Genomic DNA, 23,788 nt, shown 5'->3' on the forward strand with positions numbered 1-23,788 from the left:
AAGAACCATGAATATTTCATCCATAAGCATCAATCGCCCGGTTCTCGCCATTGTAATGAGTTTAATCATTATATTGTTTGGGGGCATTGGCTTCTCCTATTTAGGTGTGAGGGAATTTCCTTCTATCGACCCGCCAATCATTACGGTGCGCACCACTTATTCGGGAGCGAATGCCGATGTTATTGAATCGCAAATTACAGAACCACTCGAAAAGGCACTTAACGGTATCGATGGTATTCGGACCATAACATCTTCCAGCAATCAAGGTTCAAGTGTAATTACGGTGGAATTTAATTTAAGTTCAAACCTCGAAGCAGCAGCAAACGATGTGCGCGATAAGGTTTCACAAACGGCTCGCCAGTTGCCTCAAGATATTGATGGCTTGCCAACAGTTACCAAATCAGATGCAAATTCGGATGCGATGCTTTCACTCACCATTCAATCCGACTCACGCACCCAACTCGAAGTAAGTGATTACGCCGAAAATGTGATTGCCGAACGCTTGCAGACAATACCCGGTGTGAGTACTATCCAAATATGGGGTCAAAAAAAATACGCCATGCGTTTATGGATGGATCCTGTAAAACTTTCGTCTTATGGCCTCACCCCGCAAGATGTGAAGGTTGCTTTGGATAAAGAAAATGTGGAATTACCCAGCGGTAAAATTGCAGGGAACACAAGTGAGCTTACTTTAAAAACAGTTGGACGTTTAAAGACAGAAGCCGAATTCAATAACCTTATTCTAAAATCAATCGGTGATAAGGTTATCCGCTTTAGCGATATTGGAGAAGCTACACTTGGACCCGATAATGAAGAAACGATGCTTAAGCAATCAGGCACACCTATGATTGGGCTTGGATTGGTGCCGCAACCCGGTGCAAATTATTTGGAAATATCCAATGAGTTTTATAAACGCCTCGATCAAATTAAAAAAGATTTACCTAAAGATTTTAAGGTTGGAATTGCCCTGGATAATACACTCTTTATTAAAAAATCCATCACCGAGGTAATCGAAACACTTGGAATAGCGCTGGTTTTAGTAATTATCATCATTTATTTATTTTTTCGCGATTGGTTGATTGCGCTGCGCCCTTTGATTGATATTCCGGTTTCCTTAATAGGAGCTTTTTTTATCATGTATTTGTTAGGCTATTCGGTGAATGTGCTCACACTGCTGGCAATTGTACTGGCAACCGGTTTGGTGGTGGATGATGGCATTGTGGTGACCGAGAATATTTATAAGAAAATTGAAGATGGCTTAAGCCCTATTGAAGCGGCACACAAGGGGTCAAAAGAAATTTATTTTGCTGTAATTTCTACCTCCATCACTTTGGCCGCGGTATTTATGCCGGTAATTTTTTTAGAAGGATTTGTAGGTCGATTGTTCCGTGAGTTTGGGGTGGTGTTAGCCGGAGCGGTACTTATATCGGCATTTGTAGCACTCACACTAACACCAATGCTCAATGCACGTTTGGTGAAAAAAAATCCAAAGAAGAGTAGATTTTATGAAGCAACGGAACCTTTTTTCCAAAACATGATTCGCAATTACAGTGAGTCGCTCACAGTATTCTTAAAGCGACGTTGGTTGGCATTGGCAATTTTGGCGGCTTCTATAGCGTTAATATTCGGATTAGGTTCTACCTTGCAAAGTGAACTTTCACCCCTTGAAGATAGAAACTGGCTGCGTGTATTAATGACTGCGCCCGAAGGTTCTTCTTATGAATATACCGATAATTTTGTAGAAGAATTTACCCAATTTGTGTTGGATTCTGTTCCCGAAAAAAGGGTATTGTTAACCGTTACTGCGCCCAATTTTAGTGGTTCTGGTGCGGTGAATACAGCATTTGTGCGCTTGGCCTTAACGGATGCTAGTGAACGTAAACGAAGTCAACAAAAAATTGCAGATTACATTTCAAAGAATGCAAAAAATTTCCCGCAAGGAAAACTATTTGCCATTCAAGAACAAAGTATTTCGGTAGGTGGAGGCGCCAAAGTAGGCTTACCGGTGCAGTTTGTGTTGCAGGCGCAAAACTTTGAAAAGCTAAAGGATAAGCTTCCCAAATTTTTAGAGCAGGCAAATAAAAGCCCAATATTTCAAGGTGTGGATTGCAACTTGAAATTTAATAAGCCCGAAATAAACATCACCATAGATCGCGATAAGGCCCGCAATTTGGGTGTTTCGGTTATGGATATTGCTCAAACCTTACAGTTGGCTTTAAGTGGACAACGCTTCAATTATTTTACCATGAATGGTAAGCAATATCAGGTAATTGGACAGTTCAGCCGCGAAAACCGCGATGAGGTGCTGGATATTAAATCCCTTTATCTTAGAAATGCAAGCGGTGATTTAATTCAGTTAGATAACATTGTAAAATTGGAAGAGGAGAGCTCGCCGCCGCAACTTTATCACTATAACCGCTATCAGTCTGCTACGGTATCAGCCGGACTTGCTCCCGGAAAAACAGTTGGGGATGGGATAAAAGAAATGGAAAAAATTTCAAAACAAGTGCTTGATGATAGCTTTACAACAGCGCTTACCGGGCCTTCACGCGATTTTGCAGAAAGTTCTTCCAATATTTTATTTGCGTTTTTACTCGCTTTGGTTTTGATTTATTTGGTTCTTTCTGCACAATTCGAAAGTTTTATCGATCCGTTTATTATTATGCTCACCGTGCCACTGGCATTAGCTGGAGCAATTTTATCACTTTGGTATTTTAATCAAACCTTAAATATTTTCAGTCAAATCGGAATCATCATGCTCATTGGACTGGTCACTAAGAATGGAATTTTAATTGTGGAATTTGCCAACCAATTGCGCGAAAAGGGTATGGCTAAGCAAGAAGCTATAATTGCCGCTTCAGCAGCTCGTTTGCGTCCCATTTTAATGACAAGTATTGCAACAGCTTTGGGTGCATTACCCATCGCACTCGCTATAGGGGCTGGTGCTAAAAGCCGCATGGGTATGGGGATTGTTGTGGTAGGTGGAATTTTATTTGCACTGATTTTAACGCTGTTCGTGATACCTGCTATCTATTCTTATTTATCCAAAAATAAAACACAACATGTATAAAAAGATAGTTTTTGTTTTATTATTATTTCCCTTTGCAAGCCTTGCACAAATTGAAGGAAAACTAAGCTATGAGCAAGCGGTGGAAATGGCATTGAAAAATAATTTCGATATTCAAATTGCCAAAAATAATTCCACCATTTCCGAAGTGCAGAATACCTATGGCGCGGCCGGTTTTCTTCCAAGAGTAGATATTAATGCAACCGGAAGCATGTCAAATAACTCCACACGACAAGAATTTTCGAGCGGTTTAAGTGTCGATAAAAATGGAGTTAGTTCCAATTCTATTACAGCAGGTGCTTATTTAAACTGGACCATTTTTGATGGTATGAAAATGTTTGCTACCAAGGAACGATTGAATTTACTGGAAGAACAAGGCGAACTGAGTTTTAAAATTCAGCTCGAAAACACCATCGAAAAGGTGACCTCTTTTTATTATCAAATTGTAAAGCAAGAGCAACTTATTAAAGGAATACAAGCCGCCATGCAAGTGAGCGAAGAACGTATAAAAGTAGCACAGAAAAAGCTGGATATTGGCTCGGGTTCTAATGTGGAATTGCTTCAGGCAAAATTGGATTTCAATGCTCAAAAATCCAATTTGCTAACTCAAAGAAGTTTGTTGAATGAGTACAAAAGCAATTTATTGCAGCTGCTCAAAGCTGAATCAGATCAAAGTTTTGGGGTGGATACAAATTTTGTTTTTGAAGCGCAACAATCCATGGATCAAATTCGCCAACGCATCGAAAAATCGAATACAAGTCTTTTGTTTGCTCAAAAAAGTGTACTCATTTCTGCTCAATCCATTAAAGAGATTCGTTCGCAAAGTATGCCGCGTGTGGGCCTAAGCTCTGGTTATCTATTTGGCAAAACAGAGAATGCTGCCGGATTTGCTTTGTTAAATCAAAATCTCGGGTATACGGTAGGAATTAATTTTTCTTGGAATGTTTTCAACGGATTCAATACCAAGAATCAATTAAAAGTGGCGAAGATAAATTACCTTAATAGCTCGTTGCTAGTAGAGAGTAGCAAGAGCCAGTTATTTACTGCGGCCAATATAGCTTATTTAAATTGGTTGAGTGATAAAGAAATTTTGCAACTCGAAGAGGAGAATAATTTGCTCGCTAAGCAAAGTCTCGCCATTGCAAGTGAGCGATTAAAACTAGGCCTGGGAAATTACCTCGAAATAAAGGAAAGCCAAAGCAGCTATGAAGCAGCAATAGCCCGGTTGGTGAATGCTCGCTTCAATCAAAAACAATCCGAAACAGCATTAAAAAAAATATTGGGCGAATTGGTGAAATAGTATTTGAACCACAACGCAGTTATATGCTTAGGAATGGTTCCTTACAAAAGGGCGCGCAAAGAAAAAATGGCGTTCAAAAAAGGTTTGCTATTTTTACAAAAAAACTGCAAGAATGAACTACCTCAAAACGCTCTTTTTTATTCTGCTTACAAAATTTAGTTTCGCCCAACAGGTCTGTCCGCGCGATACTGTTTATCCCTTTACTACCGATAGTGTTCACCTAAAAATTTGGAACAAAAGTGAGTACATTCCTTTTTTTGTAAAGGGCTGCAACTTAGGAGTGGCGGTACCTGGAACCTTCCCGGGCGAGTTGGTTGTCTCTCGCAGTCAATACAGTCGCTGGTTTGCTTTAATTAAAGAGGCAGGATTCAATTGCATTCGATTGTACACACTGCATTACCCGCGTTTTTATGAAGTGTTGGATTCTTTTAATTTGGCAAATCCTAGTAATCCATTGTATTTTTTTCAAGGTGTTTGGCTCGAAGAGGAATTGCCCAATTACAATCAAGACCTTTATTTTTTAGACAGCTCCTTCCAAAAAGAAATTCAAGAAAATGTGAATTGTGTGCATGGAAATGCAGTGATAGGACAACGATTTGGAAAAGCTTATGGAACCTACACTGCCAATGTGAGTAAGTGGAATATGGGTTACATCATTGGCCGCGAAACATTTCCGGAAGAGGTAATTAAAACCAATCAAACGCATCCCAACGATACGGTTTACAACGGTCTGCGCTTCTCGGTGCAAGCAAAAGCTGCTGAGGTATTTGTTACAAAAAAATTAGATTTTTTGGTCGAGTATGAAAACAGTACTTACCAAACCCAACGCCCGGTAAGTTATTCCAGTTGGCCCACACTAGATCCATTAACGCATCCCACCGAAGCGTATCGTTATGAGGATACTGCATCTATTGATATTAGTTTAATTGATTTTCATTTGGCACCTGCAGGCTGCTTTGCCAGTTTTCATGCCTATCCTTATTATCCTGACTTTGTTTCTGACGATCCCACGTATCAAACCTATTTCGATAGTTATGGACAAAACAGCTATCTCGGCTATTTAAGTGATTTGAAAAATCATTATAAAAAAATGCCTTTGATTATTGCTGAAACAGGTGTCCCTTCCAGTTGGGGAATTGCGCATTATTCCACCAGCGGCATGAATCATGGCGGAGCCAATCAAAAGGAGCAAGGACAAACCATGATTCGTTTGTTGCACAATGTAAAGGATGCCAATTGTGCGGGTGCTATGGATTTTGCATTTATTGATGAATGGTTTAAAAGCACCTGGATTACCTATCCCTTGGATTACGACATCAACCGAAGAGTGTTTTGGCACAATGTAATGAGCCCCGAACAAAATTATGGACTCATTGGATTTAAGAAAAATAATGTGCTTCAAAACTGGGCTAATTTTAATGTCAATCAGTCCATCACAAAAATTGATGCCGGTGCAGATTACGATTATTTTAATTTGCATTTGTCTCTGGGAGAAAAATTATTAAATCCCGATGATATTTGGATTTCTTTTGATACCTATGCTTCCAGCCTGGGCGAATCTGTTTTGCCAACCGGAGATACTGTTCAAAACCGAGCTGAATTTGTATTACACATAACCAATTACAGCGCACAATTATATGTAACTCAAGCCTACGATATTTTTGGAATATGGGGCAATACCGCACCAGCCAATCAATTGTATCATTCCATTCAAACGGATGGTGCTCCGTGGAATATTGAGCGTTGGAAAACAAATAATGCCGTAAGCTTATTGGTTTATGTAGGAAATTTAAAAGTCCGCAATCAGTATTTGCCGGCTTCTTCCGATGATGCGATTACGCTTTATGATGACTCCGTAAAAATTCGTCTTCCCTGGACCTTGCTCTATTTTACCGATCCCAGCACCATGACCGTGTTTAACGACAAGCGCTCCACCACTGCTCCGGAAGATACGGTTTCGGATGGAATTCAGATTTCCGCATTTTATCACAATCAAAAATTTACGCCGGCAACACGTTTCACTTGGCCGAGTTGGAACAGTGTAAGTGATGCGGTGGAATACAAAAAAGACTCCTACAACATTGTTAAAAATGGCTTAACCGATTTTAATATTCCGGCCTTAGCCATAAGCGATAATTATTTGGGTGTGGATAGTTTTCCTTTTAATGTATCGGCAAGTAATGGCTTGCTCAAAAATGATTTTGATATGGATGGTAGCAACCTGCAAGCATTGTTAATCGGCAATGCTCACCATGGTTCCGTTATTTTAAATTTTGATGGATCTTACACCTACAATGCAGCACCAGGCTATGTGGGTCAGGATTATTTCGAGTACACCCTTTTTGATGGCCTCAGCCTTTCTAAAACTGCATTTGTTTGTATGGATGTCGATAATTCAATTGGCATCAAGGAAATCAAAGAAAGGGCGGTAGAAATAACTATTTTCCCAAATCCAGCTAAGGATGTAGTAAACCTGCGCTGCGAAAAAGAGCTGAGCAAGTTAAGTCTGTTTAATGCAGAAGGAAAATGGCTGAAAAATTTTGAGAACAGTGGGAGGGAGGTTAGTTTGAACATTGCAGAATTATCCAGCGGCATTTACTACTTGAAAACCAGTGTTGGTGAGCAAACTTCAGTAAACCGCATCAGCATATCAAAATAGGGTAAAAGGACCAAGCCACTTAACGTTTTACCTAACATTCGCTCGCATCCTGCGAGCGTCAGCTATCCCCAAGCCTCTGGCTTAACCATTTTCACATCCATTCTTGTATATCACAACGATTATCAAGTATAGCTAAAATCTCAACTTCAGATGTATTGATTCTATAAAATACGGAAAGCTCCTTGCTCAAGACAGCTCGTCTGATATTTTTCATTTTAACTGTTTTGGGGTATAAATCAGGGAAAGCAATTACAACTTTTTCGAAGGATTGCAATAAAGTATAAAAATACTCGACTTCCTTTTGGGAAAATCGCTATAGAAGATATTGCTTTATAAGAATTGCATTTCGAATGGCCCTATCTGAATAAAGGACTTCCGTTATTTTTAACTTAGGCATTCTTAACCTTTTTCCAAAATGCTTTGGAGTCGCTTAATTTCCCGGCATCAGCATCTTGAATTCCAAGAAGAATTTGTTTTTGCTGTGCTTGTGAAAGCTCATTCCACCAGTCTTTTTTTGCACTTGAGACGCGCAAGGCCTCCAAAAAGGAAATTACATCCTTATCGTTCAAACGGTTTATCCAATCAATAAGGCTTAATTTTATTCCGTTTAATTCTGCGGTCGACATTTCAATTGTTTTAGTATACAAATATACTATCTTTTTATTTTTTATTTTTCATTGGTTTAGCACTTTACTCGCCATGATTTGAAGGGGCTAATTTTAATTTTAAATGCTGCCGTCACACTCGCTCGCATCCTGCGAGCGTCAGCTATTTTCAAGCCTCCGGCTTGACGATTCTTTTAGATTTTAAATCAAAAAAAAAGCCCGGAATAAATTCCGAGCTTTCAATAATTTCATTAATAAATTTAAGCTTGCGCAGTAGGCCCGCCAAAATTCATCGGATAAGCTGTATTGCTTTCTCCTTCTTTTATCACACCATGTTGCGATTCATATTTTTGCACATTGTCTTTTAAGGCATGTAACAAACGTTTAGCATGCTGTGGTGTCATTAAAACACGCGATTTAACCTTCGCTTTTGGAACACCCGGCATCATGCGAATAAAATCAATTACAAACTCTGCATTGGAGTGCGTTATGATGGCCAAATTGGTATATATCCCTTCTGCAATTTCTTCGCTCAACTCGATGTTAAGTTGGTTCTGGTTGTTTTGTTCTTCCATTTTGTTGTTTCAGGTTTCTTGTGTGTTTCAGGTTTCTGATGTTTCAGGTTTAAAGTTTTACAACCTGAAACCTGAAACGTGTAACCAGAAACTATTTTACTCTTCTGTTTCAACCAATCTGTCGCGCTTAGAAGCCATCAACAAATCGTATTCTTCTTGAGAACCTACCACGATTTTTTCGTATTCGCGTAAACCGGTTCCTGCAGGGATTAAGTGACCTACAATTACGTTTTCTTTCAAACCTAATAATTCGTCTACTTTTCCGTTTACCGCAGCTTCGTTCAATACTTTGGTAGTTTCCTGGAAGGAAGCAGCACTCATAAAGCTTTGTGTTTGCAACGATGCTCTGGTGATACCTTGTAACACTTGGCTAGAAGTAGCAGCAACGGCATCGCGTGCTTCAATTACCTTCATATCCTTACGTTTCAACATCGAGTTCTCATCGCGCAATTTACGTGCGGTAATGATTTGGCCTGCTTTCACTGCAGTTGAATCACCCGGAGTGATAACTACTTTCTTACCATAGAAAGAGTCATTTTCTTCCATGAACTCTGCTTTGTTAGCCAATTGACCTTCCAAGAAGCGAGTATCGCCCGGATCAGCAATACGTACCTTACGCATCATCTGACGAACAATTACTTCAAAGTGTTTGTCGTTAATTTTCACCCCTTGCAAACGGTATACTTCCTGAACCTCGTTCACTAAGTATTCCTGCACTGCAGTTGGGCCTTTGATAGATAAAATATCATCCGGTGTAATCGCACCATCGCTCAATGGCATACCGGCTTTAATAAAGTCGTTTTCCTGCACAAGGATGTGTTTCGCCAATGGAACAAGGTATTTTTTAATTTCACCTGTTCTGGATTCTACCACGATTTCGCGGTTACCACGCTTAATTTTTCCGAAGGTTACGATACCGTCAATTTCGGTTACAACAGCAGGGTTACTTGGATTACGTGCTTCAAACAACTCCGTTACACGTGGTAAACCACCCGTAATATCTCCCAGTTTACCGGAAGAGCGTGGAATTTTTACCAGAATTTGTCCGGCTTCCATTTTCGCGTTGTCGTTTACTACGATGTGTGCACCTACTGGAATACTGTATGAACGCAACACTTCTTTTTTACCATCGGTAACTTTAATCACCGGGTTTTTAGTTTTATCTCTTGAATCGATAATTACTTTTTCCTTAAATCCGGTTTGTTCATCCGATTCTTCACGGTAAGTAACACCTTCTTCAATGCTTTCGAATTCTAATTTACCGGCAGTTTCGGTGATGATAACCGCGTTAAACGGATCCCAATCACAAATCAACTCACCTGCTTTAACGGTACTGTTGTTTTTAACATACAATTGCGCTCCATAAGGAATGTTTGCTGTAGCTAAAACGATTTCCGTATTCGGGTCAGTGATGCGCATCTCAGCCGAACGACCAATTACTACATTCACTTTTTTACCATCTGCATCTTTACGTTCAACAGTTCTTAATTCATCAATTTCCATCAATCCGTCATACTTGGCTTTAATACCTGATTCGGAAATGGTGTTCGATGCAGTACCCCCAACGTGGAAGGTACGAAGTGTTAACTGTGTTCCCGGCTCACCAATCGATTGTGCTGCAATTACACCTACTGCTTCACCGCGCTGCACCATTCTTCCGGTAGCCAAGTTACGTCCGTAGCATTTTGCACATACACCGGTTTTGCTTTCGCAAGTCAATACCGAACGTATTTCAACAGCTTCAAGCGGAGAATCTGCAATTTCTTTTGCAAAGTCTTCTGTAATTTGCTCTCCACCGCCAATGATTAATTTTCCGGTTAAAGGATGCAATACATCGTGTACCGAAGTTCTTCCTAATACACGGTCGTATAAGCTTTCTACAATTTCTTCGTTGTTTTTCAAAGCCGATGCAACCAAACCTCTTAAGGTACCGCAATCGTCTTCGCAAATAATAACGTCTTGTGAAACGTCAACCAACCTACGTGTTAAGTAACCCGCATCGGCTGTTTTCAAAGCCGTATCCGCAAGACCTTTACGCGCACCGTGGGTACTAATAAAGTACTCCAAAATCGAAAGACCTTCCTTAAAGTTAGAGATAATCGGATTTTCAATAATCTCACCGCCGGTAGAACCTGATTTTTGTGGTTTCGCCATCAATCCTCTCATTCCGCTCAACTGACGAATTTGCTCCTTACTACCACGTGCTCCTGAATCCAACATCATGTAAACCGAGTTAAATCCTTGCTTGTCGTTAATTAGGGTAGTCATCAATTTCTGCGTCAAGCGCGAATTGGTGTGCGTCCAAATGTCAATAATTTGGTTGTAACGCTCGTTGTTGGTAATGAAACCCATGTTGTAATTGTTTTTCACTTCCTCTACTTGCGCGTTGGCATCGGCAATCATTTTTTCTTTTTCTTCCGGAACCAAAACGTCTCCTAAGTTAAAAGATAATCCACCTTTAAATGCCATTTTAAATCCTAGGTCTTTCATATCGTCCAAGAAAGCTGCTGTTTTAGCTACTCCTGAAACTTTTAAGATTAACCCGATAATATCACGAAGCGATTTTTTAGTCAACAATTCGTTGATGTAACCTACTCCGGCTGGAACTACTTGGTTAAACAATACGCGTCCAACAGTAGTTTCAATTAATTTCCAAACAATTTTACCATCCTCTTTTACATTTGCTTTTACTTTAATGTGCGCATGTAAATCCACTTTCTTTTCGTTAAAGGCAATAATTACTTCCTCCGCAGAGTAAAAAGTAATTCCTTCGCCTTTCACTTTATGATCCTTATCGCTCTTGCGGCCTTTGGTCATGTAGTACAAGCCCAAAACCATGTCCTGAGAAGGCACTGTGATAGGTGCACCGTTAGCAGGGTTAAGAATGTTATGTGAAGCAAGCATCAACATTTGGGCTTCCAAAATTGCAGCATTTCCTAAAGGTAAATGCACCGCCATCTGGTCACCGTCAAAATCCGCGTTAAACGCTGTACACACTAAAGGGTGCAACTGTAAAGCTTTTCCTTCAATTAATTTGGGTTGGAAAGCTTGTATACCTAATCTGTGGAGTGTTGGAGCACGGTTAAGTAATACTGGGTGTCCTTTCAATACGTTTTCGAGGATGTCCCAAACGATAGCGTCTTTGCGGTCCACAATTTTCTTTGCAGATTTAACCGTTTTCACAATTCCGCGCTCAATCATTTTACGGATAATAAACGGCTTAAATAATTCGGCCGCCATATCTTTAGGAATACCACATTCGTGCAATTTCATTTCAGGGCCTACAACAATTACCGAACGAGCCGAGTAATCCACACGTTTACCCAATAAGTTCTGACGGAAACGTCCTTGTTTACCTTTCAATGAATCACTTAATGATTTCAAAGCACGGTTGCTGTCGGTTTTCACGGCGTTTGATTTACGTGAGTTATCGAACAAGCTATCAACCGATTCTTGAAGCATACGCTTTTCGTTACGTAAAATAACTTCAGGAGCTTTAATTTCTATAAGGCGTTTCAAACGGTTGTTACGGATAATCACACGTCTGTAAAGATCATTTAAATCGGAAGTCGCGAAACGTCCACCATCCAAAGGCACCAACGGGCGCAATTCCGGTGGAATTACAGGAACCACTTTCACCACCATCCATTCCGGACGATTTTCCACGCGGGTATTTGCCTGACGGAAAGATTCCACTACCTGTAAGCGTTTTAAGGCTTCGGTTTTACGTTGTTGCGAAGTTTCGTTGTTGGCTTTATCGCGTAATTCGTACGATAAGCTATCCAAATCTAAGCGGCCAAGCAATTCGTAAAGTGCTTCAGCGCCCATTTTGGCAACAAATTTATTGGGGTCATTATCATCTAAATGTTGGTTTTCTTTTGGTAACGTTTCCAACACGTTTAAGTATTCTTCTTCGGAGAGGAAGTCAAGGTAATTAATTCCATCGGCTTGTTTAATACCCGGGTTGATTACCACAAATCGCTCGTAATAAATAATGGTATCGAGTTTTTTGGTAGGTAAGCCTAACAAATACCCAATTTTGTTGGGTAAGCTCTTAAAATACCAGATGTGTGCTACCGGAACCACAAGGCTAATGTGTCCCATACGCTCTCTACGCACTTTTTTCTCGGTTACCTCAACGCCACAACGATCGCAAACGATGCCCTTGTAACGGATGCGTTTATACTTGCCACAAGCACATTCCCAGTCCTTTACAGGTCCGAAAATACGCTCACAAAACAAGCCGCCCATTTCGGGTTTGTAGGTTCTGTAGTTGATGGTTTCGGGTTTCAGGATTTCTCCGCTTGAACGGTCCAGTACGGATTCGGGAGAAGCAAGGCTGATGGTGATTTTGGTGAAATTACTCTTAACTTTCGTGTCTCTTTTGAATGCCATTTTTGTAGAAGGTTTTTGAAAAAGGCTGCTAAAGTAGTCTTTTTTACCAAACTAACCTAATATGCTTGGGAAATTTTGTTAAAAAGAGCAGCAAATCAATAACTTAGCGAAAATGCCCCGCTAAACCTTCATTATCTCAGTTCATTACGAGGAACAATGCAAACTTTTCACTCAACTTTCCATTTCCAGGCAGGAAGCAATCTTTCACTAGTAAATCCCCAAATCCCAAATCCCAAATCCCAAATCCAACAAATCGGCTAATCAGCTAATCAACAAATCAAAATTGGGCGTTCCCTCCTTCGTCGGTCGGGCTATCGCTTCAATCTTTTTTTACCCGGCCCAATTGCCGCAAAAAAAGGATTTCCGCTACTATCCCTAATGCGGCATTTCGTTTTTAAATAAAATTGAAAAGCTGCTTTTTGAAAACCTAAAACTAGATTTGAATCTTAACTCAAAAATTGGTTTTTTAGAGGGCACTAAACACTTCATCTTTTTGTTTAGATTAGCACATTAATAGTACAAAATGCTAGAAGAATTTTTCAGATAGCGAAATGATTTTGCATGCTATGAAAATAGCTTCGGGAATAACCCCGTTAGGTGTATTTGCAATGACCGACAAACAAATAATAGCTTGGCTACTTGATGGTGATGTCTCTATTCAATATCAGACATTTCGTGACTTGTTAGATGCAGACAGGCCTTTACTTAAAAAGAAAATTGAATCCGAAGGTTGGGGGTTAAAATTTCTTTCGTATCAGAAAAAGGATGGTAATTGGGGACGAAGCTTTTATCAACCTAAGTGGATTTCTACGCATTATACATTACTTGATATAAAGAATCTTAATATTTCACCCGACAATAAACGAATAAAAGAAACGCTAAAAATAATATTCAAAACTTTAAAGGGACCAGACGGTGGTATAATGCCTATTGGAACCAATAAAAAGTGTGATGTCTGCATCAATGGAATGGTATTAAATTATGCAGCATATTTTCGAGTTGAGGAAGCGTGTTTAAAGTCTGTGGTTGATTTTTTACTTAATGAAAAAATGAATGATGGCGGGTTCAATTGTCTTTCTAATAGATCTGGCGCAACGCACAGTTCACTTCACTCAACGCTTTCTGTTTTGGAAGGAATTTTAGAGTATGAACGTAACGGATATACTTACAGATTGAAAGAACTGTTGAAAGCTAAAAACGAGTCTCACGAGTTCATTTTGATGCACCATTTATTTCTTTCGGACAAGACGGGTGAAATAATAAATGCTAACTTTTTGAAATTATATTATCCTGGACGTTGGTATTACGACATTCTAAAAGCGCTCGACTACTTTCAATCAGCAGATGTAAAATATGACAATAGAATGAAGGAGGCAATCGACTTGATTTTAAAGAAAAGAACAAAAGAAGGTTTATGGAAAATCGTTTCAAAGCATCCGGGTCAAACACATTTTGAAATGGAGCAGGCGGGAAAACCAAGTCGCTGGAATACTTTAAGAGCAATGAGAGTTTTAAAGCATTTTAATATCAATGAAAACACCCCCCCCACTAGTCCTCGTTTTTAACGAGGATTTTTATAATTTGCGTTTGCAACGCACTAGTAAAATTCCTTTTCAACTCTAGCGCAGCAGTTCGTTAAGTGCAATGCTGCGTGCTCAAAACTGGCAGTGCTGCTTAACTGCGTTTTTAACCCAAGCATTTTAAATTAATTTAGATTAACTGTAATATTAATTTGTTGTATTGATTTTTATTGTGTTTTTTTATGAAATTACTAATGTGAAAAGCTTGAAACCCTTAAATTTTTCGCACTGTTGATGGGTTATGTTGTGCTAGGAGAGGGTGGTTACGGCAATGATGCCGTTAATAGCAAATTTCAAAAAAATCAGTTAAAATGAGACTATTAATAATTCTAATTCTATTGATTAAAAATCTGGCCACTTTCGGACAGGAGAAGGCAGACACTGTTTATATGAAAGGGGATAAAATTTGCTTAAAAGAAGAGGCCGTTTATTATAGAATTATTACAAAAATGGAAAACAATATTCTTTATGTTGAGGATTATTTAATAAATGGGACGTTGCAATCAATTGGACATTACAAATCACTTAATCCTGAAGTCAAAGAAGGTTTGCTGACATATTATGCAGAAAATGGGAATCCTACTTCAGAGTCTGATTATCATGAAAATAAGATGAATGGAATTGGAAAATTATTTTTTTCATCAGATAAAAATGCAATAAAATTGAAAGCAAATTGTGAAAACGGAGTCCTTAATGGCGAACGAATCGGATACTACAGAAATGGAAATATTAAAAGAATTGAAATTTTTAATCAAGGGAAAATGGAAAGTGGAAAATGCTATACTGCTAGCGGTTTTGACACAGCTTATTATGAATATGAAATAATGCCTTCATTTCCTGGCGGGGAGGAAAAATTCTTTAATTTTTTAGCTAACAGCGTAAAATATCCTGAATTTGAAAAGCAAAACGGAATTTCTGGAACTGTTTATGTAAGCTTTGATGTTGATATCGATGGTAAGATTATTAATGAAAAAATAGCACGCGGTGTAAAGAGAGGTAGCGGTCTAGAACAGGAAGCAATGCGTGTAGTTAAATCTATGCCAAATTGGATTCCGGGTAGCCAAGATGGTGACAGAGTTAAAGTACAGTTTAACTTACCCATTAAATTCACTCTGCCTTAATTTCTATTTCCATCAATTTATTGAACCGAATTGCTGGGTTTTACTTTAATTCAAAAAATGAAAAACAAGGTGTGCAATCTGCTACTAAATGCTTGCAAGCGTGATGTCTTATTTTGAGCGGACAGAAGGTTTATTAAGTTTGAAGATCGATTGAAATTTCTGCTTCAAAATAGTGCAATGTATTTTTCGGTAGAAATTTGTTTAATTCTAATGCAATATTTTTCAATAAACGATACTGCTTCGAAGGCCCAAAATAAAAGAACATTCCGGCAAGCATTGTATTTTTCTATAAGTTCGGGCCCCTTGCTAACTTTGAACTGACTGCAAGAAATTGCTAGTGATAAATGCGATATTTACAACATGATAAAAATTAAATTCTGCTTAATTTTCCTTTTTCTCTTTTGCGTTGCAGCTACAAACGCACAGCAAACTCGTATTGACAGTTTGAAACAACAACTGACGGTAGAAAAAGAAGCTAAAATAAAACTTCAACTCTTATGGGTAATAAGCAACTTGTATCGTTATATAAGCAATGATTCAAAGGTGTATTATGCGCAACAAGCAGTGTTGCTTAGCATGAAAAACAGAAATAGTTTACCTGTCGGTTCAGAAGCACATGCATTATCTTTCCTTGCGAATTCATTGTGGTGGGCAGGAAATTATCCTGATGCCAAAGAAGCATCTTTTAAAGCATTGCAACTTGCGGAGCCACTTGCCGACACTATGTTTATAGGAGAAATCTACAACGGTATAGCATCGGTAGAAAGGAATGCAGGCAATTACCGAGAGGCAATAAAATATTATACAAAAGCAGAAAATTTAACTCAGCATATTCCCGACAATGATGTGTTACTTAATGTCTTGGTTGACAAAGGAAAATCCTATGAACAACTCGGCATCCTGGATTCTGCATACACTTATGTTCAGGAATCTCTTGCTTTGTATTTCAGAAAATTTCAAGGTGAAAATGTTTTTGGTGGAGGACTTCAATCAGAAATGGGAATCATTTACTCAAAGATGGGTAAAGAGCAATTGTCTGTTGAATTTTTCCGTCAATCCATCCAGTTAAGTTCAGCGTTAAATGACTATCGCTTACTTGCGCGTGCCTATTGCGAATATGCCGAACATTTTGACCGTTTCAATCATCGGGATTCAGCCATTTACTATGCCGCAAAAGGATTTATGATTGACAGCCAGTATAATCTTTTGGTTCAACAACTATCAGCCAGCACCCTATTGACTAAACTTTATAAACAGGAAAATAAAATTGACAGTGCTTTCAAGTATCAGCAAATAATGATTGCAACAAGAGATAGTGTTTTCAGTCGTGAAAAAATCATCCGCTTGCAAACACTTGAGTTTAATGAACAGTTAAGACAACAAGAGTTAGCAGCAGAAAAAACAAAGTCAGAAGTTGCGCGAAAGCAAAATATTCAATATGCATTAATCGCCATTGGGCTTGTTAGCCTTATAATCCTATTTCTTTTTCTTAGCCGTAGTTTTATTACCAACACCAAACTGATTTCTTTTTTTGGAGTGATTGCTTTGTTACTTGTTTTTGAATTTCTCAATCTTTTATTGCATCCCTTCTTAGAAAGAATTACGCATCACTCACCTATCTTAATGTTGTTGGCGTTAGTTTGTATTGCAGCTTTGCTTGTGCCCTTGCATCACAAATTAGAAAAGTGGACAACCGTAAAACTGGTGGAGAAAAACAAAGCGACCAGATTGGCAAATGCAAAAGAGACAATTGAAAAGTTGGAAGGAGATAAGCTAAATGATACGGATGAAAGTAGCGGCAACGCTTAACGGCACCAGCTCAAAAGGCGAGGTTTCGTGTTCCAAATACAGTTTTGGGGTTAATGAACCATTAGTTTTTCAATTCAAGTTTTGGTCATTTGGGGTTTGAAGTTTGGCAAACCCTATACAGATTGCAAGAAATAAATACAAATGACGAACAAAAATAAATATATACTCATACTAATTACCTGTTTAATAATCTCAGCTTGTTCATACAATTCTTCTGACAATTCCACCTTTTCAGACACGACTTCATTAAATAAAAATGAGTTTATCCAAACTGACACTGCTAAAATCAAGATAAATACAGCGTTCCCATTTGGTTGTGCCGACCTTGCCAAGTATAACTATCCACACTATTGGGAAGAGGATCACGAACATTACGGAAAACTTAAAAGTCCTGAGGGAAAAGAGTTAGCCGACATTTCAACTTTACTCAGTTCCATAAATAATGCAAAAACGATAAAAGCACCAATTATTAAAAGCATTGAGTATTTAGATTTGAATAAAGAGTATGAAGGTGATGCCTATTATTTTGACACCATAGCCGTTAGAAAGATGGACAGTTGTATTTATAGGTTGCCGGACATAAGTAAATATCAATGTTATTATTATCGACAACATAGCTCTAAAAAAACCTATGGGATATACGGAAGTCTGCTTTTGCTTGACCCGGCAACACAAATAGGTAAACTCTTAACTCTTTATTTTGAATGCGGGGGCGACCAGCATGTGAAGTTGCGATATTATTTTATTGACAAGGATACGATTCATATTTACGATGGCGCTTGCTATGATGATGGTACTACTTTAGCAGAAGCATTTAAAATAACCGTAAATGAAGAAGGGGAAATTGTGTTAATTAAGTAACAACAAAATGAGCAGCAAAATAAGTTTATCAATTATTTCTTTACTTATTTCGTTTGTTTCTTACGGACAATCGCTAACTGATTTTCTAAAAGTAATCCAACAAGACAGCCTTCCAATCTGTGTACCTTACTCACATGAGGAACAAGTTTATTTCGGAGCTATTTACCGCACCGACACTATTGAAGGTGAAGCACAAGATGTTTTTGAGAAAAACGATAATTATCAAAAGGACAGTGCTCTCCTCTTGACAAAGGAATTTGTAAAGCAACATTTATTACCAAACACCAAATTTATCTTCGCCTTGAACAGCAAGCATATTGATAGTCTTGATAAGGAACCAATTGGCGACTACTTGAATTCTGATTTTTACGCAATCAGTTCACTGATTTCTACAAAGAGTTTTTATTTGGTTTTGTATGAACGTGTTTTTGCAAAAGGCGGCATTTCGAGTTCAGAGAAATTTGTTTGCACTTTTACCAAAAATGGAAATTTTATTTCTAGAACTTTAATTGCATCTTTTGTTTTTGGCGGAACAGGATTTAGTGTCTCAGGAGCAAGAGTACCTTGGTTTGCAGACGAAAGTGGTTGCATAAATAAGGACATGTCAATAAAGTTTACTTCACAAACTCGCGGAGTGAAGAAATATAAAATCCAAGCAGATGGAAAAATAGTTGAAACCAAATGACTGCGAGCTTAAACCACGATTATCAACTTTTCGATTCTTGTGTGCGTTTCGAACAGACTAAGTCAAGTCAAGAAGTTGCACCAACGCATTACAGTAGTTACTCAAAGGGCATGGTTTCGTGTTCCCCCCACTAATCCTCGTTTTCAACAAGGATTTTTATAATTTGCGTTTGCAATGCATCAATAAAATTCCATTTCTTCCCTAAGCTGCAGTTCGTTTTTGCTTTACCCTCCTGGATAAAAACAAACGTATTGCTTAGAATACAGTAATTCGCTGAGAATGGCTTATTAATTCTGACTAAATTAAAGTGTTTTGTGCTGGCTTGGGATTTATTTTGTTGTTTTAGGCCGAGGATATTAAAAAGCAGCTTATCGATAAAGTATTTGCAAATCTTTCAATATTTTGATGGATATTTTAATTTGGATTCGATAATAAGCCTTTTACAAGCTAGGCTTGTAGACCTACAGACTTTCCATAAGACAATTCATAGCCCCTTTAAATTTAAGAACGTTTAGAAAAAATCACGTTTGATAACTCTTTAATTGATATATCAACTATATTTGTATCAAATAAATTAAAATTTATGGAAAAGCTAGACCAAATAATATTTTACTCACTTGAAAAATCAATTAAATCATACAGGCAGTTCGCACAAAAAAGTATAACCAAGAAAGGATTTGACATTACTATCGACCAATGGCTCGTACTAAAAACCATAGAAAATAATCCGGGTATGACTCAACAACAAATAGCTATAAATGTGTTCAAAGACTACGCATCAATCACTCGCATTATTGAGATTTTAGTGACCAAAAATTTCTTAGAGAGGAATTTTCATTCAGAAGACAGAAGAAGATTTGATTTAAGTATAACAAAGTTGGGAATAGAAACACTTAAAAGGTTGTCGCCTATTATTGAATCTAATAGAAAGCAAGCTCTTAAGGGATTTACCCTATCAGAGATTGAAATACTAAAGAATTCACTTAATAAGATCACTAAAAATTGTAAATAGAATGAAAAAGATATTAGCACTAATGGCTATTACTAACATTTGTTTTTGCGAATGTAATAACCTTGAAGCCCAAAATAATAAATCAAATAAAAGCGCCTTTACAGTTGAAGAACTGCAACAAGATTTTTTAGCGTTTAGATCATCCTTAGAGGAAAGTCATCCTGGGCTTTATATTTATAAATCAAAATCAACAATTGATTCTTTATTCAATGCCAACTATTCAGCATTAAATAAAGGCATGACAGCAAGAGAATTTATGTTGTTAGTATGCAGAGTCGTTTCGCAAATTGGCGATGGCCATTTAAGAGTTGTGCCTCCCAAAATACAATTAGACTCTTTGGATAACGGACCAACGGCGATTCCCTTTAATGTCTATTGTTTTGATAATAAATTATATGTTAGAAAAAACTATTCACCTCTTGATGATAAGGAATTTCTTGGATCGCAAATTATTTCAATAAATGGCCACTCGATTGAAAACTTTATCAGAGAATATCTCCAAATATTTCCTTCCGATGGAAATAATTTGACTCATAAATACAGACTACTTTCAAGTTCTCGATATTTCACAAGATATTTCAGTAAGTTATATGGTTATTCAGAGCGATATATCGTAGAGTATATTTCATTGAACGAAAAGACTCTCAAAACAAAAACACTTCAAGGATTGACCTTTGATAAATTACTAAAAATTGCAGACGATCGATACCCTTTCAAAATTGAAGAACAAAAACCTGCTTTCTTTAAAATAAGCGATGATAAAAAATACGCTTTTTTAAAAATAAAATCTTTCGATAAAGGTCAATACAAAAAAAATAAAATGAATTTTGAAAAGTTTCTTATGGCTTCATTCAAAAAAATAGATTCTGAAAAGATCCCGAATCTAATTATTGATGTTCGTGACAATGGAGGTGGGACAGATGAATTCGGCAGAATATTATTTTCTTATTTCGTAAATCAACCTTTTGATTATTATAAATCATTACGCATGAACAAAGAAAGTTTTGATTGCTTTAAATATACTACTAGACCTGACATGAAAGCTCCAGCGGGAATGTTAAAACCGAATAAAGAAGGAACATTTGACAACGTACAGCATCCCAATGTAGGAAGGCAGAATCCTTTGTCTCCAACATTCGCTGGGAACATTTACGTGTTAATAAATGGATGGTGTTTTTCGACTACCAGCGAATTTTTATCTCAACTTCATTTTCATACCAAAGCAGTTTTCATTGGCGAGGAAAGTGGGGGCGGTTATTATGGCAATTGTTCTGGACCTACCCCTGACTTTACTTTGCCAAATACCAAGGTGAGAATTGAAATTCCATTAATGAATTATAGAATGGCTGTAGAAAACTATCAACATCCGGACAGAGGACTAATTCCAAATTACACAGTTACACCGAGCATAATAGATAAAATAAACAATATAGACTTAGAATTAAATTTGACAAAAAAACTCATCGGGGACAAATAAAGCTCAGCGGGTAACAGCACCTACACAAAAGGCCGGGTTTCCTGCTCAGCAGACAGTTTTGCGGTACAGGAAGTTTGTTTCTTCAAATGATCAGTTGTGCTGAAAAACCCGCCCAGCGCAAATCTGAAAACCGTTAGAACTCATATTTTGACAAAGACACATTGTGATTTTTTAGGCAATTAATTGGAAGAAGAAGGTGAAACAGATAACTTTTTTGCAAGGCAATTTAATTTTGTAAACTGTGAGAAGAAAGTTACGGAAATAATACCGTTAGCAGCAAGACGGTCTGAAATTTTTTTATGTTTTCGTTAAATTCATTTATTCACCTTCCAGCTCGGGAAGCGGCATGCCCAAAACAATAGCTGGCGAATGAATAAGAATAGAATATGAAATCGCCAGCTTATTAAAACGAAATTACCATCCACAATGCTGCGACAAACAACAACACAACATAAGTGTAGCGGGACATTTGCAATTTTGAGAAATAAGAGATATTTTCATGAAGATTTTCAGCTTATGCGCACTCTCATTAAAACCTCCCTGCTTATTGTACTTGCCTTCTTTCAATCTAAACCCTGTGTTGGAAAGGAGGGAACCAACCGTGTTGAAGATTCACTCCGGAAGGTTTTAAAAACTGATCAGTACGATACCGCGCGTGTAAACACAATGACTCAATTGGCCAGACTGCTTGCTGACCAAGGGCGATACGAAGAAGTTTCGGCTTTGCTAAAAGAAGCGGCTCAGTATGCGGAAAAATCAGGTAGCACATTAGCAAAGCGCCGGGTGTTGCAGGCTGAAGGGACTTTGCACTTTTACAAAGGTGATTTTCTTGCTGCAGAAAAAATATGGCTTCAAGGAAAAGAACTCGCAGAAGTGGACAAGGATACGACAAATGCGGATACCTTCAGTGGATTGCTGGCTAATGTTTACCTGATGCAGAACAATTACCTGCGCGCCCTCGACATCTATTTAAAACTGCTGAAGAAAGCGGAGGCCACCAAAAACAAAAATAGTCTGATACTTTACAACGGAAATATCGGAACCTTATATGTCAATATGAATGAATCCGCCAAAGCATTGCCATACCTTGAGCGGACTCGTGAATTGATTGGTAAATCTACTGAGAATGGATTTTTGGGCATCATTATGATTAACCTTTTCGTGACGTATAAAAATCTTAAAGACTACAAGCATGCTGAGTTAACCCTGCAGGAGGCTAAACGCTTAGGTGAGCAAACCAAGTCCACTTCGTTATTGCAGACTGCCAGTGTAGGAACAGTAGAACTCTATATGGCGCAAGAGAAATATGAAGAAGCATTGCCGGTAGCTGAGCAGAATATTGCAACCTTTTCCAAAGACATTTCGAAAATTGATCTAAGCGGTGCTTATTCTCAGAAAGCCAATATTTATTATGCCCTGATAACAGCCAACAACCAAAGATTTCTGGATTACTATTTCAGAGGTAGCAAATTGGAAGCGCTAAAGGCCGCCCGAAGTATTGTCGATAGTGCCCTACAATTGCAAGTGGAGGCGGGTCAGGTGGCTAACATGAACGAGCTTTACAAAACACGCAGCAACATACGTCGTTTGCAAGGTGACTTCAAAGGTGCTTTAGAAGATTTTATGCAATACAAAACGCTCAATGATTCTGTTTACAACATAGAGCGCAACAATGAAATGACACAGAAAACCATGATGTATGAGTTCGAGAAAAAGGAAGCGGCCACTCGTGAAGAACAATTAAGAAAAGACATTCGCGCCCGTAACATCAGAAATTCCATCGCGGCTGGACTTGCTATTTCCATTTTGTTTGGGGGAATAGTTTTCCGTCAGCGAAATAAAATTTCACAAGCTAAAAAACGAAGTGAGGAACTATTGCTCAACATTCTGCCGTCCGATGTGGTTGAAGAACTGAAAGTGAAAGGACAAGTTGATGCGAAAATGATGGATGAAGTCACTGTACTCTTCACCGACTTCAAAGGCTTCACTGCGATGGCACAACATTTAACTCCAAAACAATTGGTCGCCGACATCAATGAATGTTTCTCGGCTTTTGATCTGATTATAGAACGTCATGGTATTGAAAAGATCAAAACAATAGGCGACAGTTATATGGCGGCAGGCGGATTGCCTGTTCCCAATACAACACATGCAAGCGACGTGGTGAATGCAGCAATGGAGATACAGCAATTTATGTTGAATTACAAAGAAAAGAAAGAAGCCGAGGGAAAACTTTTTTTTGAAATCCGAATCGGTATACATACTGGACCTGTTGTGGCAGGAATAGTTGGAATCAAAAAATTCTCATTCGACATTTGGGGCGATTCCGTCAATACTGCCAGCAGAATGGAAAGCAGTGGTGAAGCTGGAAAAATAAATATTAGTGAAAGCACTTACAATCTGGTAAAAGAGCATTATCGCTGCACGTCCCGCGGAAAAATACAAGCCAAAGGTAAAGGAGAAATCGAGATGTATTTTGTTGAAGGCCGAGCTTAAAACCTGTCTGCTTGGGTACCTGTAATGTTGGATGATACAGGCATGAAAAACCAAAAAGAATTTGAGTACTGGATACATCTTTGTTTAGCGTTTAACAGCAAAGCCAAGTCATCAAAAAAAGGAAAGTAATAATTTCATTTATAAAC

The 23,788-nt window shown here is 38.2% G+C and carries 14 protein-coding genes; 11 read left to right on the plus strand and 3 right to left on the minus strand.

What is annotated here, in order from left to right:
* Positions 1-7: 7 nt before the first annotated feature.
* From IPP32_13615 to IPP32_13625, 3 genes are all read left to right on the plus strand, one after another.
* Positions 8-3,070 (plus strand): efflux RND transporter permease subunit, encoded by a 3,063-nt coding sequence (locus IPP32_13615; GenBank protein MBL0049117.1) that lies wholly within the window; start codon positions 8-10, stop codon positions 3,068-3,070.
* The gene (locus IPP32_13620) at positions 3,063-4,367 is read left to right on the plus strand and encodes a TolC family protein (protein ID MBL0049118.1); all 1,305 of its coding nucleotides are present in this window, start codon (positions 3,063-3,065) and stop codon (positions 4,365-4,367) included. The genes IPP32_13615 and IPP32_13620 overlap by 8 nt, the downstream gene beginning before the upstream one ends.
* A gap of 112 nt (positions 4,368-4,479) precedes the next feature.
* Positions 4,480-7,026: a cadherin-like domain-containing protein gene (locus tag IPP32_13625; GenBank protein MBL0049119.1), complete on the plus strand. Its 2,547-nt coding sequence runs from the start codon at positions 4,480-4,482 to the stop codon at positions 7,024-7,026.
* 389 nt (positions 7,027-7,415) lie between these two features.
* Here IPP32_13625 and IPP32_13630 read toward each other — a convergent pair whose 3' ends face one another.
* The 3 genes from IPP32_13630 to rpoC all read right to left on the minus strand — a co-directional run bounded on the left by IPP32_13630 (position 7,416) and on the right by rpoC (position 12,601).
* Positions 7,416-7,652 (minus strand): hypothetical protein, encoded by a 237-nt coding sequence (locus IPP32_13630; protein ID MBL0049120.1) that lies wholly within the window; start codon positions 7,650-7,652, stop codon positions 7,416-7,418.
* A 239-nt stretch (positions 7,653-7,891) separates the two neighbouring features.
* Positions 7,892-8,206 carry a DUF3467 domain-containing protein gene (locus IPP32_13635; GenBank protein MBL0049121.1) on the minus strand — a complete coding sequence of 105 codons (315 nt, stop codon included), beginning with the start codon at positions 8,204-8,206 and terminating at the stop codon, positions 7,892-7,894.
* Positions 8,207-8,302: 96 nt separating this feature from the next.
* Positions 8,303-12,601 carry a DNA-directed RNA polymerase subunit beta' gene (rpoC, locus tag IPP32_13640; protein ID MBL0049122.1) on the minus strand — a complete coding sequence of 1,433 codons (4,299 nt, stop codon included), beginning with the start codon at positions 12,599-12,601 and terminating at the stop codon, positions 8,303-8,305.
* Positions 12,602-13,209: 608 nt separating this feature from the next.
* Between rpoC and IPP32_13645 the strand changes: the two genes are divergently transcribed.
* The 8 genes from IPP32_13645 to IPP32_13680 all read left to right on the plus strand — a co-directional run bounded on the left by IPP32_13645 (position 13,210) and on the right by IPP32_13680 (position 23,642).
* Positions 13,210-14,166: a hypothetical protein gene (locus IPP32_13645; GenBank protein ID MBL0049123.1), complete on the plus strand. Its 957-nt coding sequence runs from the start codon at positions 13,210-13,212 to the stop codon at positions 14,164-14,166.
* Positions 14,167-14,492: 326 nt separating this feature from the next.
* Positions 14,493-15,302 (plus strand): TonB family protein, encoded by an 810-nt coding sequence (locus IPP32_13650; GenBank protein ID MBL0049124.1) that lies wholly within the window; start codon positions 14,493-14,495, stop codon positions 15,300-15,302.
* Between the two features lie 360 nt (positions 15,303-15,662).
* Entirely contained in the window at positions 15,663-17,111 is a 1,449-nt protein-coding gene (locus IPP32_13655) for a tetratricopeptide repeat protein (GenBank protein ID MBL0049125.1), read from the plus strand.
* Positions 17,112-17,252: 141 nt separating this feature from the next.
* The gene (locus IPP32_13660) at positions 17,253-17,972 is read left to right on the plus strand and encodes a hypothetical protein (protein MBL0049126.1); all 720 of its coding nucleotides are present in this window, start codon (positions 17,253-17,255) and stop codon (positions 17,970-17,972) included.
* A gap of 7 nt (positions 17,973-17,979) precedes the next feature.
* Positions 17,980-18,657 carry a hypothetical protein gene (locus tag IPP32_13665; GenBank protein ID MBL0049127.1) on the plus strand — a complete coding sequence of 226 codons (678 nt, stop codon included), beginning with the start codon at positions 17,980-17,982 and terminating at the stop codon, positions 18,655-18,657.
* Between the two features lie 583 nt (positions 18,658-19,240).
* Entirely contained in the window at positions 19,241-19,669 is a 429-nt protein-coding gene (locus IPP32_13670; GenBank protein MBL0049128.1) for a MarR family transcriptional regulator, read from the plus strand.
* A gap of 1 nt (position 19,670) precedes the next feature.
* Positions 19,671-21,146 (plus strand): hypothetical protein, encoded by a 1,476-nt coding sequence (locus IPP32_13675; GenBank protein MBL0049129.1) that lies wholly within the window; start codon positions 19,671-19,673, stop codon positions 21,144-21,146.
* Between the two features lie 426 nt (positions 21,147-21,572).
* The gene (locus IPP32_13680) at positions 21,573-23,642 is read left to right on the plus strand and encodes a hypothetical protein (protein ID MBL0049130.1); all 2,070 of its coding nucleotides are present in this window, start codon (positions 21,573-21,575) and stop codon (positions 23,640-23,642) included.
* The last annotated feature ends 146 nt before the right edge of the window (positions 23,643-23,788 follow it).

Source organism: Bacteroidota bacterium, from assembly GCA_016721765.1.
Classification (GTDB): domain Bacteria; phylum Bacteroidota; class Bacteroidia; order UBA4408; family UBA4408; genus UBA4408.

Bases quoted from the DNA above. Each gene is read 5' to 3' on its own strand.
- IPP32_13615 (MBL0049117.1), top strand. From the start codon at position 8: ATGAATATTTCATCCATAAGCATCAATCGCCCGGTTCTCGCCATTGTA.
- IPP32_13620 (MBL0049118.1), top strand. From the start codon at position 3,063: ATGTATAAAAAGATAGTTTTTGTTTTATTATTATTTCCCTTTGCAAGC.
- IPP32_13625 (MBL0049119.1), top strand. From the start codon at position 4,480: ATGAACTACCTCAAAACGCTCTTTTTTATTCTGCTTACAAAATTTAGT.
- IPP32_13630 (MBL0049120.1), bottom strand. From the start codon at position 7,652: ATGTCGACCGCAGAATTAAACGGAATAAAATTAAGCCTTATTGATTGG.
- IPP32_13635 (MBL0049121.1), bottom strand. From the start codon at position 8,206: ATGGAAGAACAAAACAACCAGAACCAACTTAACATCGAGTTGAGCGAA.
- rpoC (MBL0049122.1), bottom strand. From the start codon at position 12,601: ATGGCATTCAAAAGAGACACGAAAGTTAAGAGTAATTTCACCAAAATC.
- IPP32_13645 (MBL0049123.1), top strand. From the start codon at position 13,210: ATGACCGACAAACAAATAATAGCTTGGCTACTTGATGGTGATGTCTCT.
- IPP32_13650 (MBL0049124.1), top strand. From the start codon at position 14,493: ATGAGACTATTAATAATTCTAATTCTATTGATTAAAAATCTGGCCACT.
- IPP32_13655 (MBL0049125.1), top strand. From the start codon at position 15,663: ATGATAAAAATTAAATTCTGCTTAATTTTCCTTTTTCTCTTTTGCGTT.
- IPP32_13660 (MBL0049126.1), top strand. From the start codon at position 17,253: ATGACGAACAAAAATAAATATATACTCATACTAATTACCTGTTTAATA.
- IPP32_13665 (MBL0049127.1), top strand. From the start codon at position 17,980: ATGAGCAGCAAAATAAGTTTATCAATTATTTCTTTACTTATTTCGTTT.
- IPP32_13670 (MBL0049128.1), top strand. From the start codon at position 19,241: ATGGAAAAGCTAGACCAAATAATATTTTACTCACTTGAAAAATCAATT.
- IPP32_13675 (MBL0049129.1), top strand. From the start codon at position 19,671: ATGAAAAAGATATTAGCACTAATGGCTATTACTAACATTTGTTTTTGC.
- IPP32_13680 (MBL0049130.1), top strand. From the start codon at position 21,573: ATGCTGCGACAAACAACAACACAACATAAGTGTAGCGGGACATTTGCA.